This is a genomic window from Kribbella sp. NPDC054772 (genome assembly GCF_053611945.1).
The window spans coordinates 100,668-117,874 of record NZ_JBSHBJ010000025.1 but is presented as its reverse complement, the minus strand read 5'-3'; the positions used below and the strand labels follow the sequence as shown (position 1 = coordinate 117,874).

The 17,207-nt window shown below is 69.5% G+C and carries 11 protein-coding genes; 5 read left to right on the top strand and 6 right to left on the bottom strand.

Annotated elements, in window-relative coordinates; genetic code table 11:
• The 3 genes from ACWGID_RS30385 to ACWGID_RS30375 all read right to left on the bottom strand — a co-directional run.
• A partial coding sequence (locus ACWGID_RS30385; RefSeq protein WP_452202331.1) for a type I restriction-modification system subunit M N-terminal domain-containing protein occupies nt 1-146 on the bottom strand: 146 nt, incomplete at its 3' end.
• A 23-nt stretch (nt 147-169) separates the two neighbouring features.
• Complete coding sequence (locus tag ACWGID_RS30380; protein ID WP_452202323.1) at nt 170-1,882, bottom strand: N-6 DNA methylase; 1,713 nt, start codon at nt 1,880-1,882, stop codon at nt 170-172.
• An 86-nt stretch (nt 1,883-1,968) separates the two neighbouring features.
• Nucleotides 1,969-2,703 (bottom strand): hypothetical protein, encoded by a 735-nt coding sequence (locus ACWGID_RS30375; RefSeq protein WP_452202321.1) that lies wholly within the window; start codon nt 2,701-2,703, stop codon nt 1,969-1,971.
• A 119-nt stretch (nt 2,704-2,822) separates the two neighbouring features.
• On the opposite strand from ACWGID_RS30375, the gene ACWGID_RS30370 reads away from it, so the two are divergent.
• Both ACWGID_RS30370 and ACWGID_RS30365 read left to right on the top strand, forming a co-directional pair.
• Entirely contained in the window at nt 2,823-3,692 is an 870-nt protein-coding gene (locus tag ACWGID_RS30370; RefSeq protein ID WP_452202319.1) for an alpha/beta fold hydrolase, read from the top strand.
• A 90-nt stretch (nt 3,693-3,782) separates the two neighbouring features.
• A complete protein-coding gene (locus tag ACWGID_RS30365; protein ID WP_387769669.1) occupies nt 3,783-4,154 on the top strand; it encodes an FKBP-type peptidyl-prolyl cis-trans isomerase in 372 nt (123 codons plus the stop codon).
• Nucleotides 4,155-4,218: 64 nt separating this feature from the next.
• Here ACWGID_RS30365 and ACWGID_RS30360 read toward each other — a convergent pair whose 3' ends face one another.
• Nucleotides 4,219-7,914, bottom strand: a complete 3,696-nt coding sequence (locus tag ACWGID_RS30360) for a S8 family serine peptidase (protein WP_452202317.1) — start codon at nt 7,912-7,914, stop codon at nt 4,219-4,221.
• 144 nt (nt 7,915-8,058) lie between these two features.
• Between ACWGID_RS30360 and ACWGID_RS30355 the strand changes: the two genes are divergently transcribed.
• From ACWGID_RS30355 to ACWGID_RS30345, 3 genes are all read left to right on the top strand, one after another.
• Nucleotides 8,059-9,042, top strand: a complete 984-nt coding sequence (locus tag ACWGID_RS30355; protein WP_452202315.1) for a hypothetical protein — start codon at nt 8,059-8,061, stop codon at nt 9,040-9,042.
• Between the two features lie 55 nt (nt 9,043-9,097).
• Nucleotides 9,098-9,724 (top strand): hypothetical protein, encoded by a 627-nt coding sequence (locus ACWGID_RS30350; RefSeq protein ID WP_452202313.1) that lies wholly within the window; start codon nt 9,098-9,100, stop codon nt 9,722-9,724.
• 129 nt (nt 9,725-9,853) lie between these two features.
• Entirely contained in the window at nt 9,854-11,032 is a 1,179-nt protein-coding gene (locus ACWGID_RS30345) for a glycosyltransferase (RefSeq protein ID WP_452202311.1), read from the top strand.
• Here ACWGID_RS30345 and ACWGID_RS30340 read toward each other — a convergent pair.
• Nucleotides 11,014-16,011: an AAA domain-containing protein gene (locus ACWGID_RS30340; RefSeq protein WP_452202309.1), complete on the bottom strand. Its 4,998-nt coding sequence runs from the start codon at nt 16,009-16,011 to the stop codon at nt 11,014-11,016. The genes ACWGID_RS30345 and ACWGID_RS30340 overlap by 19 nt on opposite strands.
• Entirely contained in the window at nt 16,008-17,165 is a 1,158-nt protein-coding gene (locus ACWGID_RS30335) for a M48 family metalloprotease (protein ID WP_452202307.1), read from the bottom strand. Before ACWGID_RS30335 ends, ACWGID_RS30340 begins: the two co-directional genes overlap by 4 nt.
• Between the last annotated feature and the right edge of the window lie 42 nt (nt 17,166-17,207).

Here is a 17,207-nt window from a genome sequence, read left to right as displayed (position 1 = left end):
TTCCGCCGCCGTACCGCGTCGCGGGTCGGGTCCATCACGGCATCCAGACGACGCAGCAGTGTGAACGGGAGGATGACCTGCCCATACTCATGGCGCTTGTAGTCGCCGCGTAGCAGATCGGCGACGGACCAGATGTGGTTCGCCATCTGGGAATGTGTAGGTCCTGAGGTCACAGCTCTCTCTTCTCATCTTTGATGCAGGAATCACTGTTCTTGATGGTCAGTGGTTCAGGCGACAGCACGCCGACGGTCAAGCCACGGATAATTTCATCGATGACACTGGAGCTGAGCCTTGCCAGTTCGGCGATGGCGCGCTCCAACTCCCGCAGGCGCCGGAAAGTCATGCCGTACCGACGTTGTTCACCGATCGGCAGGCGAGGAATGCGGCAGCGTCGGAGATCGTCTCGGCTGAGCGCTCCGACCAGATTGACGGCCGGTAACGAGGCAGCATCGGCCCAGACGAACGTCGCGACGAAGTGTTCGTCCAACCGGTTCGCGTCCACTTCGACGACCTGGGCAATGCCGACGTCATCGGCTTCCGTGCCGGACGCGACGACGGCCGGCCGGCCCATCGTCCGGATGATCAGGTCACCCCGTCGGGGCGTGGCGTCCCTGGAGAGAATGGTCAACGCGCCACTCCGTTCCAGCTCCGCGAGCGTCACCGTCTCCCGCGCGCCGGCCGGCTCGGACGCGCCGAACCGAGGCATCTCGGAACCGAGCAGTGCATAAAGGGTCTGCAGTCGGTCGGTCACGCCGATGAGGTCGTCAGCAGTCAGTTCGGCCGGCGTCGACAGGTGGCGGGACGGCAACAAGTCGGCATCACCGTCGACAAGGTCGGTTCGCTGAACTACAGCGCAGGCCGTTGAACTGCTGTCGACAAGTACGCGTTGCCACACCTCGTACTCCCATGGCACATCAGCCGCGTCGGCAAGGCCTGACAAGTCCACCATCGACACAGTCTTCGGTCCTGGCTCGGCAGGACGCTGCAGCACCCAGAGGCTCACCCCCGACCTAGGAGCTGTCCCCCTCGGCAGAGTGATCACGGCACGGAGGGCTCCTGAGCGCACCAACTCCGCACGAATGTGGCGCCCTGACGACTGCACACCGGTCCGGGACGAGACCGCGACCACGCCAACACCGTTCGGACGCAGGAGTTCGAAACAGTGCTGCACCCAGGCCAGCTCGGCATCGCGAGGTCCCGGAGGCCCGAATCTCCAGGGCACTCCTTCGGCCGATGTCGGATCCGTCCGATGCGACGGCGCCCTGCTCACGACCGCTGCAGCGATACCCCGGTACTCACGCAGCCGATCATCGGACAGCGCCTCGCCGATGTGGATCTCGTACTCAGGGTTGTACGGGTGCCCGCGCAGGCGCGACGAAGCGAGCACAGCGGCCTCCTCGCGCCCCTCCTGGCCAGCTAGCCGCACCCGGTCGCCGAAGCGATCGGCGACAGCGGCCAACAGCACTCCGTCGGCACAAGCCGGATCCACGATCACTGGTAACTCTCCGCCGTCCAAGCCATCCGCGTCGCCTTCCACCTGCAAGGCTTCCGCGGTCGAACGGGGCAGCAATGAGACCATGACTCGAGCGAGGAGCTGGTCGGCGGTCAGATCCACAACCGACGAACCACCCCCGTCCACGTTGCGGACAACGTGCGTTCCGGTCTCCGTCCGTCCACTGGTGGCCAGCTGGACGGCTTTACCTGTCGATACCAGCCATGCCTCGACCTCGTTCCGGGCGAACCGCGGCCTGGTCTCGGATCCCCCGACCGGCTGCGGGAAGTTCGGATACCGCTGACGCCAGTTCGAGACCGCAGCTCGCCCGACGTTGGCCAACCGCGCGATCGCGGCCGGCGTCAGCTCCTCTTCCGACTCCTCGGACATCACTCGCAGCAAGCTAGTGCAGCACCCGCCTACGCGTCAAGGATTTGTGTACATCGACGCGAATGTTCACAGCAGATGGTGGCGCCTTAGTAGTGCCAGTAGTAGCGGCCGTTGGCGGTCCATTCGACGGGGGTGGTGGTGTGGTTGGTGAAGGCCATGCCTTTGCCTTGGGCCAGTTCTACGGTGCGGGCCAGTTGGAGGGAGTAGGGGTGCTGGTTGTCGTCCCACCACTGTTCGGACTGGGTGATGCAGGTCTGGCCGGCGTAGTACGGGTTGGAGCACTGATGGGGTGGTAGCCACTTCTGGACGTGGCGGAAGGTGACGGTGGTGGAGCCGTTGGGGGGCTTGATCGTGCCGGTCGCGTCCAGGCAGTAGCCGGTGGCGGGGATGTTCCACTTGACGTAGTGCTGGCGGCCGCCGGCGGACGGGATGGGCTGCAGGTTGTTGCAGTCGGCATCGCCGATCTTCTCGCTGGTGACGCGTTGGACCTGGGTCAGCGGGCGGCCGGCGCCGTCGTTGTAGCCGTCGAGGAGGACCCACTCGCCGGCCTTGATGAAGTGCTCCGCGGACTTCGGCGGCCAGGCCTTCGGGTCGCCCCACGAGATGTCGGACTCGGTGGCGCTGAGCGGCGTCCAGGTCCACTGACCGGCGGCGGACGCGCCGGCGAAGTACTGCCCGGCCGACTTCTGAAACATCAGCGAGTACTGCCCGTAGTTCTCGCCCGTCGTGCTCGCGTCCGACGAACGCGGCACGGCTACCGCGACTGCGGCCGCCACCACAGCGGCGGCGAGAGTCAGAACAGGGAGCCTCGTCTTCGTCACAGAGTGCAACTTAATGCCGACTGGGTTCAGGTTGAGTTCCTGTTCCGTGCCGCGGCTGCGGTCTAGGCTCACCACCACGGGCCGACCAAAGGGGGTGGGCCGGACCAAGGGGAGCTGTGATGCCAGAGCCTGTCACCCGAACGCTCGACGTACCGGGCGCCACACTGACGTACGACGTCCGCGGCGACCTCGCGAACCGCCCGGTCCTGCTGATCTTCGGCTCACCGATGGCGGCCAGCGGATTCCCCACCCTGGCCTCGCATTTCGAGGACCGCACGGTGGTGACGTACGACCCGCGCGGCACCGAGCGCAGCGCCCGGAGCGGCGAGCTGACCGAGGTGTCACCCGGGGATCACGCCGCCGACCTCGCCGCGCTGATCGAGCACCTCGACGTCGGCCCGGTCGACATCTTCGCCAGCAGCGGCGGCGCGGTGAACGCGCTGGCCCTGACCGCGAAGCACCCGGACCTGATCAACACGCTGGTCGCGCACGAGCCGCCGCTCGCCGCGATCGTCCCCGACAGCGACGCCGCGCTGGCCGCGATCGCCGACATGTACGAGACGTACCAGCGCGACGGCCTGGGTCGCGGCATGGCGAAGTTCATCGCCCTGGTCGGGTACGACGGCGAGCTCCCGGCCGACTACTCGCAACAGCCCGCGCCCGACCCGGCGATGTTCGGCCTCCCCACCGAGGACGACGGCAGCCGCACCGACGCGCTGCTCGGCCAGAACCTCCGCGGCTGTACGTCGTACCAGCCGGACTTCGACGCGCTGGACAAGGCGAAGGACCGGATCGTGATCGGCATCGGCGAGGAGTCGGCGAACCAGCTCGCCGCACGCGGCGGGAAGGCCGTCGCCGAGCGGCTCGGTCTGACGCCGGTCGTGTTCCCGGGCAACCACGGCGGCTTCCTCGGCAACGAGTACGGCATGCCCGGCAAGCCCGCCGAGTTCGCGGCCACGCTGCGCGAGGTGCTGACCAGCCGCGCCTGATCCACGACCCGTTGTGCACGCCCGTTCCGCTCTCGGCGGAACGGGGGTGCTGGAGGGTGACGTGGGTGGGGTGTCTGCTTAGCTGGTGACATGACTGACAAGCCAGAGATCGACTTCCCTGACGGTCCGCCGCCGGCGGATCTCGAGATCACCGACATCACCGTGGGCGACGGCGACGAGGCCAAGGCCGGCTCGCGGGTGAACGTGCACTACGTGGGCGTGGCCCATTCGACCGGCGAGGAGTTCGACGCGTCGTACAACCGGGGCGCCCCGCTGGCGTTCCAGCTCGGCGTCGGCCAGGTCATCCAGGGCTGGGACACCGGCGTCCAGGGCATGAAGGTCGGTGGCCGCCGCAAGCTGGTCATCCCGCCGCACCTGGGGTACGGCGACCGCGGCGCGGGCGGCGCGATCAAGCCGGGCGAGACCTTGATCTTCGTGGTGGACCTGATCAGCGTCAGCTGACCCCACCAGCGAACGAACAGCCGGCGGCGACCAGGTGGTCACCGCCGGCTGTGTCATATGAGCGTCAGCGAATCGCGGCCGCCCGGATCACCTCCTGGCTGATCTTGTTCCCGGCCTCGTCGCCGGCAGTCGCCCGCAGCGAGAGGTACGACGCGCCCTTCGGCACCCGGACATCGGCAGACCATCCGCCGGCGGTTCGCGACAGCGACACCGGCTGCCAGCTGGCGCCGTCGTCGTACGAGACCGCGAGCGTCGCGGCGTTGACCTTGCCCGCGCCCTCGACACCGGCGAACTGGAACGCGCTCAGACCGATCCGCTGCCGGCCGTTCGTGAGCGCACCGTTGAGGTCCGTCGCGAGGTGGTAGTCGACCTGGACCAGCGGCAGGTACACCCAGTCGCTCGCCTCGGTCGTCCGGGCCCGGAAGTCCCACGCGGTCGTGGTCTTGGTCCCCTGTCCCCAGACCGCCGGCCGGGTGGTGTCCATCTCGAAGCGGTAGTTCGCCCAGCCCGTCGTGGCCGGCACACTCGTCTGCACCGCCTGGAAGGAACTCTTCCGGATCAGCGTCCCGTTCTGGAACAGCCGCGTCTCGACCGTCGAGTCGTCGTCCATCGAACCGGTGACGCCCTGCTCGCCGCTGCTGGCGGTCGGCACGTTCACCGCGAAGAAATCACCGCTGCGCCGCGGGTTCCAGTACCCCGACCCGACGCGCGGCCGGACGACCGGCGCGAACCACGAGTTCGTCTGGACGGAACGGCCTGCGTACGTGTGCCGCTCGCCGCGCTGCTCCCAGCCCTGCGGGTGACTCGTCTGCTCGTACCAGTCCGTCCCTTCCTGCGTGGACACGTAGTCCACCCGCTCGGTCCCGAGATGGACCGGCTCGGTCACCTGCAGACACGGCGGCCAGTACCCGATCCGGCAGTCCGCGCGACTCTCGAACGCGAGCTCGCCGGTCGGCCCGACGAACCGGTTCACGACGGTCGCCAACTCGCTCGCCCGCGGCGCGTAGCTCAGGTTCGCCGGGATCGCCCCGGTGTAGGCCTTCACCACGTCGTACAGGTACGGCGGCGCCTCGGTCCCCATCGCCCGCAGCCGGAGATTGCCCCCAGCAACGATCCGCTGGACCAACGGACCACCTTCGGCCGCCGTCAACGAGTACACCGGAAGGTTGGTCCCACCCGCGGTGTCGTAGTACTTGCCCGACCCGTCGTTGACCACGATCAGCACCCGGGCACCGGCAGCGACAGCAGCCGCCGCGCGATCGGCCGGGGTCACCGCACTGCTCGCCGTCACGAACACCGCCTTGCCCCGAACGTCCTTGCCCGCATAGTCGGCGGCCGCGCCAGTACCGGCGTACGCGGCGGTCAGCGTCGCCTTGCCGTCCCAGCGCTTCGAGCCGCGCTGGAGGAGCGGGTGCAACTGCAAGTTGTCGACGGTCATCGACACCAACGGCGCCGTACGACGCCAGCGGGTCGAGAACTCGTAGTGGCCACCCGCCACCTGACCGGTCGGAGCGGCGTACATCTTGGTCGTCAGCGGCGTCGGCACGTACTGGCTGAGGAAGGTCGCGTACTGACCGCCGATCCCCGAGTCGTGGTACCAGCCCGGTCGGCGGTAGACGTCCTCACCCGGGCGCGACGTGCTGAGCGTGATCGGGTTCGCCGTTCGGGCGTCGAGGGTGATCTCGGTGTTCTTCCCGATCACGAGGTGCGGCGTGCCGACCAGGGCAACGCCCTCGCCGCCGTCGACCTCCAGCCACGAGGTCGCGGTGTAGACGCCGGGCTCGAGGCGCTGCGTCGAGACCGTCCCGGTAGTGGGGTCGATCTCGAGAGTGCTGACGAACTGGTCGCCGTACTTGTACAGCGTCAGGAACCCACCGGCCGGCTTGCCGTCGCGACCCGTCGCATGCACCTTCAGGTCGTACCGCTCGCCCTCCATGACCAGGCCGACCGCGGTCTGCGCGACCCGCTGACCGTCCTGCTTGGCGACGACCGTCCCCGAGTACGACGAACCCGGCGTGGCCAGGTTCGGCGTCGCGGTGACGTCGACCGTGGCGGTGCCGTTCGCGGGTACGGTGACCTGCGTCGCTCCGAGCTTGAAGAGGCCGGCCGGCGCTGCCGTCGTACCGTCGCTGGTCACGTCGGTCGACAGGTCGAGCGTGGCCGCCGTGTCACCGAGGTTCGTGTACGTGATGCTCCGCTGGACCGGCGCGTCGTCACCGTGCGGCCAGGCGTGGAACCCGAAGTCGCGGGTCGCCGTCGCGATCACCTTGCCGAACGCGGCCGCCGGTACGTCGAGCCGACCGCCCCCGACCTGGTATGCCGTCTCGCCGGCGAGCGGTTTGGCCGTGCTCACCAATGCGGACTTGATCTGCTCACCGGTCCAGTCAGGGTGCTCCTGAACGAGCAGAGCCGCCGCGCCGGCGACGTGCGGCGTCGCCATCGACGTACCGCTGAGCGACTTGTAGAAGCCGGTGCCGGACGACTTGGCCGCGCGGGCCGCGAGCACGTCGACACCCGGCGCCACGATCTCCGGCTTCACCGTCGCGTCGCCGAGCCGCGGACCCATGTCCTGGAAGTACGCCCGCTGGTCGTTGCCGTCGACCGCGCCGACGGTCAACGCCGACGCCGCGGCACCCGGCGAACCGATGCCGCTCACCCGGCCGTAGTTGCCTGCGGCAATCACGAACAGGGCGCCGGTCTCGGCACTCAGCTGGTCGACCGCGAGCGCCATCGGGTCGGTGCCGTCGCTCGGTTCGGTGCTGCCGAGACTCATGCTGACGACCTTGGCGCGGTGCGCGGCCCACTCCATCCCGTCGATGATCCAGGAGGCAGCGCCGGACCCGCCGTCGCTGAGCACCTTGCCGATCGCCAGGTGAGCGGCCGGCGCGACGCCCTTCTCGAGACCGTTCGACGCCGCGCCGGTCCCGGCGACGGTGGACGCGACGTGGGTGCCGTGCCCGTTGACATCCTCGGTGGTCTCACCGGGGACGAAGCTCTTGGTCTCGACGATCTGACCCGCCACGTCGGGGTGCGTCTGGTCGATGCCGGTGTCGAGCACCGCGACCGTCGTACCGGAGCCGTCGACGCCCTTGGCCCAGGCGTCCGGAGCACCGATCTGGGCGACGCTGTCGGCCAGGCTGGCCTTGACCTTCTCGTCGAGGAACACCTTCTGGATGCCGCCGCCGAACTGGCCGGGTGCCGCCACCGAGCGCGCGGTGTTGGCGGTGATCCCCGTCCAGAACTGGGCCGCCTCGGCCTTGTGTGCAGCCAGACCCAGGCCGCCGATGCTCTCCAGCGTGGCGCCGCGGTCGGCGTGCTGCGGAGTCGCGGCGGCGGCGCGCAGGCCCGGTCGGTACTGGACGATGAGCGGGATCGACTTCACCGCGGAGTCGTCGTACCCCTGGTCGACGAGTGCGGTGACGTTGAAGAGCTCGGGGTCGAGGCGGCCCGAGGCGAGGTACGGCAGCGCAGCGTCCGGGACCACGTGCAGGTCCTTGCCGACCTCCTGGATCTGGACGCCGGCCGTGTTGCCGGGCGCCGGCTCGACGGATGCGGTCGGCTGACCGCCGGGGGTTTCGGTGAGCGTGACCACGTCACCGGTCAAGAGCGTGACGCGGTGGCTCTGGCCAGTGGCCGGCTGAGTGGGTGGGGCGGTGCCGGGTGAGGCGACACCATCTGCCTGCGACGGCGTCGTCGTCGCCGCGGCGAGAGCCACGAGGACAGCGAGGCCGCCGGCGACGGCGCGGGCGGATCTGGACATGGGCGGGACCCTTCCTGGAATGCACCTGCGGAGCGGAATGGCATGAACATGTCACGCCGCCGTACAGTGCTCAATGGCGGGATTGCGGCATGACATCTGTCCGCCACCCCGTCCGCCCCCGCAGGACCCTCGAAGGAGCGCACGATGCTCGACGTGCTGGGACTGGATACCACCGAGGAGGGCGCCTACCGGCGGCTGATCGCGCTGCCGTCGGAGTCGCTCGAGGCGCTCGCGGCCTCGATGCAGGTCGACGTCGCGGACCTCGCTGCCGCGCTCGACGGGCTCGAGGAGAAGGGCCTCGTGGCCCGTTCGACCGCGATGCCCGGCCACTTCGTCGCATCGCCGCCGACCCTCGCGCTCGGGTCGCTGATCGTGCAGCGCCAGGAGGAGATCCGCCGGGCGCAGCTCGAGCTCGGGCGCCTGGCCGAGCAGTACCGCGGCGTGATGGCCGACCGGTCGGACACCGACGTGATCGAGGTGGTGCGCGGCGCGCAGGCAGTGGCGCAGCGGTTCGGCCAGATGCAGCGCGGCGCGTCCGAGGAGGTGCTGGCGCTGGTCAAGGCGTCGGTCGCCGTGGTGTCCGCCGACGAGAACGTGGACGAGGACGCCGCCCTGGCGCGTGGCGTGACGTACCGGGTGGTCGTCGAACGGGCGGCGTTCGCCAAGCCTGGCTTCGTCGATCTCGTGGCCGCGTCGCTCAAGGCCGGCGAGCTGATCCGGGTCACCGGCGACCTCCCGCTGCGGCTGATCGTCGCCGACCGTTCACTCGCCTTGTTGCCGTTGGCCCCTACCGCGGACAACGCGGCCGGCGGTGCGCTGCTCGTGCATCCGTCAGGGTTGCTGGACGCGCTACTGCATCTCTTCGACCTCGTCTGGGCAGGCGCCAACGAAGTACTGCCCAGCGATACGGGCACCACCGAGCTCGCCGCTGACCGTCTCGACGACATCGACGCCCGCATCCTCACCCTGCTGCTGGCCGGGCTCACCGACCAAGCGATCGGCGGCCAACTGGGGATGTCGCTACGCACCGTCCAGCGTCGCGTCAGCCAGTTGATGGACCGCGCGCACGTCGTGACACGCTTCCAGCTCGGCCACGAGGCTTCCCGCCGCGGCTGGCTCGGCGTCTGATAATCCCGTAGTAGTACTCATCCGCCTCGCCCAGCGGCTCGCTTGACTGGGAGGCATGACGACCATCGCTGCGACCACCATCCCCGGCACTCGCCCGAACTGGCTGCGGTACGCCGCCGTGGCCGCGAAGGTACTGCTCCTCGGTTTGTTGCTCTCGGCCCTGATCTGGCCGGACCTCAGCGGGATGAAGGGGAAGGCCTCGACCGCCCGCCCGATCGTGTACCCGATCGGCGCCATGGTGGTCCCAATCTGGTGGTGGGCTTACGGCCGCACGCGCAGCACGCTGCACCGCAGCTTCCCCTGGCACGCCGACCTGTTGATGACACTCCCCTGGCTGCTCGACCTGATCGGCAACCGGCTGAATCTGTTCGACACCGTCGACTGGTGGGACGACGCCATGCACTTCGTCCTCTGGATCTTCCTCACCTGCGGCGTCCTGCTCGCCTTCGCCCCGCGTGACCTCTCCCGGGCGCTGACCACGTTCGTCGCCCTCGGTTTCGGCGCCACCGCGGCGGTCGTGTGGGAACTCGGCGAGTACGTCGCGTTCGTGCGCGACTCCCCCGAACTGCAGACCGCCTACACCGACACACTCGGCGATCTCGCCCTGGGAACGCTCGGGGCCTGCGTGGCCGGACTGATCGTCTACCAGGCCCGGCGAACTCCCTCTACTTCCAACGTATAGCGGCCCGGGGGACTTGCCGCAAGCCCCGGTTCGTCTCGCAGAATTGTTGGCCGATCAGCTCACGGCGAGCTGGGGGAGCGGAGATGATCTGTGCGTTGTGTGTTGGCAAGTTGGGGTTCGCGCGGAGACGTGGAGCCGTTGGCGGGTCTCGCGGTCGCGCTGCGGGAACTCGGCGCGGAGGCTACGGTGTGCGCGCCACCGGACGAGGATTTCGAGGCGTTGCTGGCGCGGGCCGGCGTACCGATGGTGCCGCTCGGGCCGTCGGTGAAGTCGGTGATCGCGGCGCCGAAGCCACCGTCGGGGCAGGCCGCGTTCGAGCTGGCTCCACGGCTGGTCGCCGCGCGGTTCGAGACACTCGGCACCGTGGCGCAGGGTGCTGATGCGATCGTCGCGACCGGCCTGATGCCGGCCGGCGCCCGGGACGTGGCGGACAAACTCGGCATCGACTACGTCCTCGCCTGCTTCCACCTGGGCGGTATTCCGTCGCAACACTTCTCGCCGGGCGCGCGTCCGGGGACGCCGTCACCGGAGGGCGAGACCGACCGGCGGGTGCTGTGGGAACACGATGCCGAACGCGTGAACGCCTTGTACGGGCCGGCGCTCAACAGTCAGCGGGCCACGATCGGTCTACCGCCGGTCGAGAACGTGCGGGACTACGTGCTGACCGATCACCCGTGGCTCGCGGCGGATCCGACGCTTTGCCCGTCGAAGGGCATGACCGAGCTCGACGTCGTACAGACCGGTGCGTGGATCCTGCCTGACGACCGCCCGCTGCCCAGGGACGTGGAGGCGTTCCTCGAGGCCGGCGCTCCACCGGTGTACGTCGGGTTCGGCAGCATGGCCGCGTACGCGCCGAAGGGGATCGCCGAGCTGGCCATCGAGGCGTGTCGCGCGCACGGCCGGCGTGTTCTGCTGAGCCGCGGCTGGGCGGGGCTGGACCTCGCGGACGAGGGCAAGGACTGCTTCGTCGTCGGCGAGATCAACCAGCAGGCGCTGTTCCCCCGGGTCGCGGCGGTGGTGCATCACGGCGGTGCGGGTACGACGACAACGACCGGGCGGGCCGGTACGCCGCAGGTCGTCGTACCGCTGATTGCTGATCAGCCGTACTGGGCGTCGCGGATCGCCGCGCTGGGGATCGGCGCCGCACACGAGCGCTCGGCGCCGACCGTTGAGTCGTTGGCTGCTGCGCTCGGGATCGCTCTGAGTCCGGAAACACGGTCGCGGGCCGAGACGGTGGGCGGCGAGATCAAGACCGACGGAGCGACCGTGGCCGCCAAGCTGTTGATCGGTCAGTCGACAGGTCGGTGAAGGGCGTCGAGGAGATGTGAGATGACGGTCTCCGGTGAGCGGGTCCAGTCCGTGGTGAGCACATGGTGGACCCGCCAGCCGGTGGTCGTCAGAACGCTCGGGTGCGTGGTGAGCCGCTCGAGCAGCGTGTCGGCGGCGACGCGATCCGGTGTGTCGACGAGGATCGCGAGCCGATAGCCGTCGTCGTCCGGCAGCTTCAGCGCGAGATCACACCGGAACACCGACTCGCCGACGGCGGCATCCACCTCGACACCGCGCGCCTCCAGCGCCGCCGCGAGCTGATCGACCACCGCGGTCGATGTCTTCGCGCGCGCCGGCGTCTTCGTGCCGTACGACTTCGTGCTGTACGACGTCAGCGCCGATTTCGCCGCCACGCTGTCGCCGCGGGAGACCGCTGCGGCGTACGTGAGGAACCGGCGCAGCGTGTTGGCCCCGTCGTTGTAGGTGTTGGTGATCGCGTCGGGCTCGATGCTGCTGACGACCACCATGTGTTCGCGCGCCCGGCTGAAGATGACGTTCAGCCGTTTCTCGCCGCCCGAGGTGTTGATCGGGCCGAAGTTCATCAGCATCCGGCCGTCCGGACCGGCGGCGTAGCAGACGCTCATCAGGATGATGTCGCGCTCGTCGCCCTGCACGTTCTCGAGGTTCTTCACGAACAACCCGGCGTCCTGCTCGCCGTGCGTCCGCACCTGCTCCGCCTCGTACGCCGCCGCGAACGCCGGATCGCCGTCCGCGAGATCGTCGAGGGCCTGCTCGATCTCCCCCTGCTGGGCCTCGGAGAACGCCACGATCCCGAGACTCTTGCCGGTCTCCCGAGCCAGGAGGTCCCGCACCAGCGCAGCGATCCACCGGGCCTCGGCCGGGTTGGTCCGCCGGTCGTAGACCCCGTCGACGAGCCGGACCGCGGTGATGCTCCCTGCCAGCACGCTGTCGCACACCTCGGACACCGGGGAATCGGACCGCAGCGTCCACGGCGGCGCGGTGTGCGGCGGCAACCGATCGGGAACCGTCGCGAGCTTGCCCTGGTAGAAGGCCGAGTTGCTGAACGAGATCAGCGCCTCCGACCGGCTCCGGTAATGCCAGGTGAGCATCGTCGACGCCAGCCGCAGCGCACTGATCGAGAGGAAACTGTCCTCGGTCAGCGCGATGCCGACCTGCTCGGCCGCCTCGTCGTCGAGGTCGACCTCCACCTGCTCGTCCCGAACCCGGAAGTACTGCGTCGGCGGCAGCTGCATCTGATCACCGACGACGATCGTCTGCGGCGCGCGATGCAGCGCCGGGATCGCTTCCTCCACGGGGATCTGACTCGCCTCGTCGTACACCACGACGTCGAAGGACGTTGTCAGCGGCAACGTGTCGGAGACCGAGGACGGGCTCATCAGCCAGACCGGGCGCAGCACCGAGACCACCTCGCCCGGCGCGCCGGACGCCAGGTCGCGGATCGACCGGTACCGCATGACCTTGCCGAACTCGTGCTCCAGTTCGCGACGCCCGGTCGCGAACGTCTTCTTCCGCTCGCGCTCCTCCGGCGACATCCCGGTCACGCTGCGCTCGGAGTGCCCGACCTCGGCGAGGAACCGCCGGCGCACCTGCGCGACCACCACCTCGGCGTTGAGCTCGGTCAGGTCGTCGTACACCATGCTCAATTCGCCCACGATCGCGTCGACCCGCTCCGAGGACAGTTGCAGAGCCGCGGCCGACCTGGCCCGCTCCCATTCCGCAGCGCAGACGGCGTACTCGAGTTGGTCAGGCGTCGCGTCGAACCGGCGCAGCGCCGACGCCACAGCCGGCGAAGTCAACTCCCGAAGCCTGGACCCCACCGCCCGTACGACGGGGCTCGCGGAGGCCAGCCGATCGGCCAGGTCACGGAGACCGTCGACGGTCAGCGTCTCCCAGTGATCGGCGAGCAGATCCCGGGTCACCTCCGTGGCGTCGTCGACGGCGTCCGCGAGACGGGCCAGCTCGGCCGCGGCGCCGTCGCGGAGCGCGAAGCGCCAGTCGGGAATGCTCTTGCGGGCGGCGGCGAGGTCGTCGATCAGTTCACGCGGGTCGTCGGTGGCCCAGTCGTGACGGGTCTGCTCGGCATGCTGCTCGACGGCCGCGGACGCGGACTGCGCGGCGACCAGGTCGGTGAGGATCTCGGTGACGGACGGCTGCACCGAACGCGACGCACTGTCGAATCGGGAGCGGACCAGACTCTTCACCCGGCGCCAGTCACCGCTGAGGAACGAGAACGTGCCACCTTCCTTGCTTTGCGCAACCTTCAGCGCGGATCGGGCATCGGCCGGCGCCAGCGGATCCTGCCAGCCCGCGGCCTCCTTCCAAGCGGCCCGCTCGGCCGCGACCAGCTTCTTCCGCTCGGCCGCGGCAGCCGCCAGCTCGCGAGCCACGTCCGACCGCGGAACGATCGCCTCCAGGCGGTCCAGGGCCGCGAGCGGCTCGAGCAACCGCCCGAGCTGGGCGTGCGCACGGACCTCACGCACGGCTGTGGTTTCCGAATCCGTTGCGTTCGCGACGGCATCCCACCGCGCCCGGAGCTCGCGGGCCGCGCCGGACAGATCGGAGTCGTCCCAGCGCGCGAGGAACGCCAGCGGGCTCCGCGCCAGCACACCACCGGTCGACGGATCAGCCGCTGCCAACGCATGCGCGACCTCCCGCACGCCATCGTGCGCCTCCCACCACTCCGCGACGCTCGGAAGGCTGGGAGCGTCGTCGGGTGGGACCCAGGTGTGGTCGTGCAGCGCGGCCAAGCGGTTGATCAGGTCGCGGAGTCGCGGCGTACCGGCAGCCAGTTGGTCCTCGAACGCATCGACCGTTGCGAGCAGCCGGTCGACGCGAGCGATCAGGTCGGCGCGGCGGGCGGTCAACGCATCCAGGTCGTCCTCGGCCGACAGCCAGGAATCGTAGGTCTCCCGGAGCCCATGTACGAAGGCCTTCTTGTCGCCGTGCGAGTCGTGGATCAGCGCGCACAACCCGTCCAGGCGCCGGCTCGCCAACCGTGCATGGACCACGTCCAGCGCCGCTCGCTTCTGGCAGACGAACAACACCCGCTTCCCACGCGCCACGAAATCGGCGATCAGGTTCGTAATCGTCTGCGACTTCCCCGTCCCCGGCGGACCCTGGATCACGAAGCTCTCGCCGCGCCGCGCCCGTGCGATCGCGGCCACCTGCGAGCCGTCCGCGGGCACGACCAGATGCCGATCGGCGGGCGGCAGCTCAGGCAGCGAACTCCCTACGGGCCGTGGCCGGTCCGAGAACAGGTGGTCGAAGGACGCCGCGGACTCACCGGTCGTCAGCAGTTCGTCGTAGTCCCGGACCAGCCCCAACGTCCGGTAGTTGAAGTTCGCCAGCGAGACCGCACACAGGTCGACGTCCCAGGAGTACGGCCCGCCCTCGGTGTCGATCGAGTACACGTCGGTCTCGAGCGCTCCCGGCCGCCGCGGCTCCGCGCCGAGCGTGATCCCGAGCGGCAGAGTCTGCTGCGCGATCTGCGTGCGGAAGATCTGTACACCCAGCGGCTGATAGTCCGACCGCCGATAGGAGTACGGGTACTGCTTCCCGCCGAACCCCGTCGCGACGTTCCCACGCCGCCGCCGGTTGTACGTCCGCAACCGTGTCATCGCCCGCTGCCGGACCAGATCGATCCGCGGCTTCTCCCGCAGGTGCAGTTGCAACCCCGGCTCGGTCGCCTGGATCTCCTTCGCCAGCCGTTCGTGCAAGTCCCGCAACGCACCTGGCGCCGACAGGTCGACCGTCTCCGGCAGCGAGATCCCGTACAGCTGCCGCAGGCTGTGCCGCAGCGTCGGATTCACCTCCGCGATCGGATCCGTGACCCGCAGCGTGTACGAGTCCCGGACGCCGCGCTTCTTCGTCAGCTCCACCTTCGCCAGCACCAGCGGCGACGCGAGCCGGGTGTCGCGGTCGTTCTTCAGGTCGTGCCAGCGCAGGAACGCCGGCACCAGCCGCAACTGGTCCTGCCCGTAGTCCGCCCGGTCTCGGCGAGCGGTCGAGATCAGCTTGTCCAAGGTGTTTGCGGCGTACGGCGCCTCGTCGTACCGGATCCACTTGCCCAGGGGTTGCGCCTTCTTCAGGAGCTGCTCGGCGAGCTCGTCCCGCCAGGTGAACAGCTGGTCCGAGCGGATCGTTCGGACGTCGAGCATCAGCGGCACCGACACCTCGGTGACGTTCAGCGTCTGCGCGGTCGGGCGGAAGTTGATCAGCCGGTTCCGCCGCGAGAGGTCGAAGAGCCGGTCGCGCAGCGCACCGAGCACCGCCGTACGCCGGTCGGCGGCGCCGCGGACGATCGCCTCGACATCGAAGTCGAGCGGCTGGTCGCGGTAGTTCTCCAGCTGCTCGATCAGCGAGTGCAGGTCCTGCGCGCGGCGGTGCCGATCCGGCTCGGCCATCTGCGCGGCGACCGAGACGATCACCGGATGCAGGTCCGGGTCCAGGCGGTACAAGTTGCCGCGGGCATCGATCAGGGTGGCGACGTCCGCCGTCCGGGACAGATCGAGACCGCAGCCCAGCGCGAGCAGCAGCTGCCCGAGGCTGAAGATGTCGGTGAGCTGGTCGTGGTGACCGACGACGTGCTCCCAGCTCTGCCAGCCGGCCACCAGCGTCGGTGCCGTGATCGCTTCCGGAACCGGCTCGGGGACGACCGTGGCCTCGCCGCCGCCACTCTCCCCCAGGTCGTACGAGGCCTGCCGGTGCGCCACCACCTCGACCGCGGTCGGACGCTTGCCCTGACGGACATCGACCTCGTGAGTGGCGAGGGTTGGTCGGCCGGCGTCCTCGGGCGCGAAGCCGAGACGGTTCTGGTCGTCGACCGCGATCCGATCCAGCCCGCGCAACGGCGCGACCAGTCCGCGCTCGTGCACAGCGGCCGTCTCGTGGAACAGCGGCAGCACCGCCGCGAGCAACGCGTCATTGCCGAGCCCGCCCTGCGAGACGGCCAGCGCGACGAGATCCTCCGCGCTCATCCGACCACCTCCGCCGCCTGCACGAACTTCGCCCGCTGCTTGTCGCTCCACCCGAGCTCGTCGTCCGCGATCTCGACGTACCCGGTCAGGCCGGAGCGTCGCGCGATCGCGAGTGAGGCGATCAACCCGTCGTCACCCGCGTCCGGGTCGGCCGTGGCGAGGTCGAGCAGGAGATAACAGAGGTACCGCGTGGTCGCCGCCGCGAGCGGACGTGGGCGCGGCATCGGCGCACCGTCCACCGGACGCACGCTCAGCGGCTCATCGAAACGCGTCGGTCTTCCTGGGGGTGTCTCTGGCTGATCGCTGAAGCCGGCGGCTGCGGTCGCCACTGCGTCGGTTCGCAGGCCTTCGGTGTGCGCGATCGCCGCAGCGAAATCTCGGCTGAGCTCCCGCAGCAACACAGCATCAAGGAGGTCCGGTGCGTCCACGTCGAGCGGCCCGGTGACCAGCGCCTCGACATCCTCGCCGTCGACCCAGTTCTTCAGCGCCCACGCGCGCCCGACCGCCTCGGGGTGCGTGGTCCCGCGACTCCCCGACCGGAGATCCAGCGACTCCGCCTGCCGCAGGTACGCCGCGGGGTCCGCAGTACTCAGCCCCGTCTCCAGCTTCAGCAGCGCACGGATCGTCGTACTCAGATCACCACACGCCGTCAGCGCCCCTCGATCCGCGAAGAGCTCCGTGGCGAGGGACCAGCGCCGGTGCGTCTCGAGGTACTGCGACGGCGTCCGCGCATCACCCACCGCCGCGTCGAGCAGTCGGTCGACAGCGAGGTACCCGCCGTCTTCCGCCTGCCAGAGCAACCGGTGCGCGAGCTCGTGCCCGATCACGGCGGTCAACTCGTCCTCGTCGAGCCGATCGAGCAGCGCCCCTTGAAAGAGGATGACCGCCTTGCCGGCCTGATGCAGGTACGCCGCGTTCGGGTCGCCGCTCACCTGGAAGTAGTCGATGTCCTCGTCGAGCTCGAGGGCCCGCGCCGCGCGCTGCCCGGCCCGGAAGACCGCCGGGTGCGCATCGGGCTCCAAGCGGTACGCGTTCCGCAACAGGACGTCGTCGAGTGAACCCTCGGGACCGCCGCGCAATGCCGCCCAGGCAGGCTCGTCCACCCGGCGGACAACCGCCAGGACGGACCGGTGATACCCGAGCTCGGACAACATGGCGGCCACGATAGCCACCCGCACCGACGAAACCGAGCCCGA

Bases quoted from the DNA above. Each gene is read 5' to 3' on its own strand.
- ACWGID_RS30350 (WP_452202313.1), top strand. From the start codon at position 9,098: ATGACGACCATCGCTGCGACCACCATCCCCGGCACTCGCCCGAACTGG.
- ACWGID_RS30370 (WP_452202319.1), top strand. From the start codon at position 2,823: ATGCCAGAGCCTGTCACCCGAACGCTCGACGTACCGGGCGCCACACTG.
- ACWGID_RS30335 (WP_452202307.1), bottom strand. From the start codon at position 17,165: ATGTTGTCCGAGCTCGGGTATCACCGGTCCGTCCTGGCGGTTGTCCGC.
- ACWGID_RS30355 (WP_452202315.1), top strand. From the start codon at position 8,059: ATGCTCGACGTGCTGGGACTGGATACCACCGAGGAGGGCGCCTACCGG.
- ACWGID_RS30380 (WP_452202323.1), bottom strand. From the start codon at position 1,882: ATGTCCGAGGAGTCGGAAGAGGAGCTGACGCCGGCCGCGATCGCGCGG.
- ACWGID_RS30340 (WP_452202309.1), bottom strand. From the start codon at position 16,011: ATGAGCGCGGAGGATCTCGTCGCGCTGGCCGTCTCGCAGGGCGGGCTC.
- ACWGID_RS30360 (WP_452202317.1), bottom strand. From the start codon at position 7,914: ATGTCCAGATCCGCCCGCGCCGTCGCCGGCGGCCTCGCTGTCCTCGTG.
- ACWGID_RS30365 (WP_387769669.1), top strand. From the start codon at position 3,783: ATGACTGACAAGCCAGAGATCGACTTCCCTGACGGTCCGCCGCCGGCG.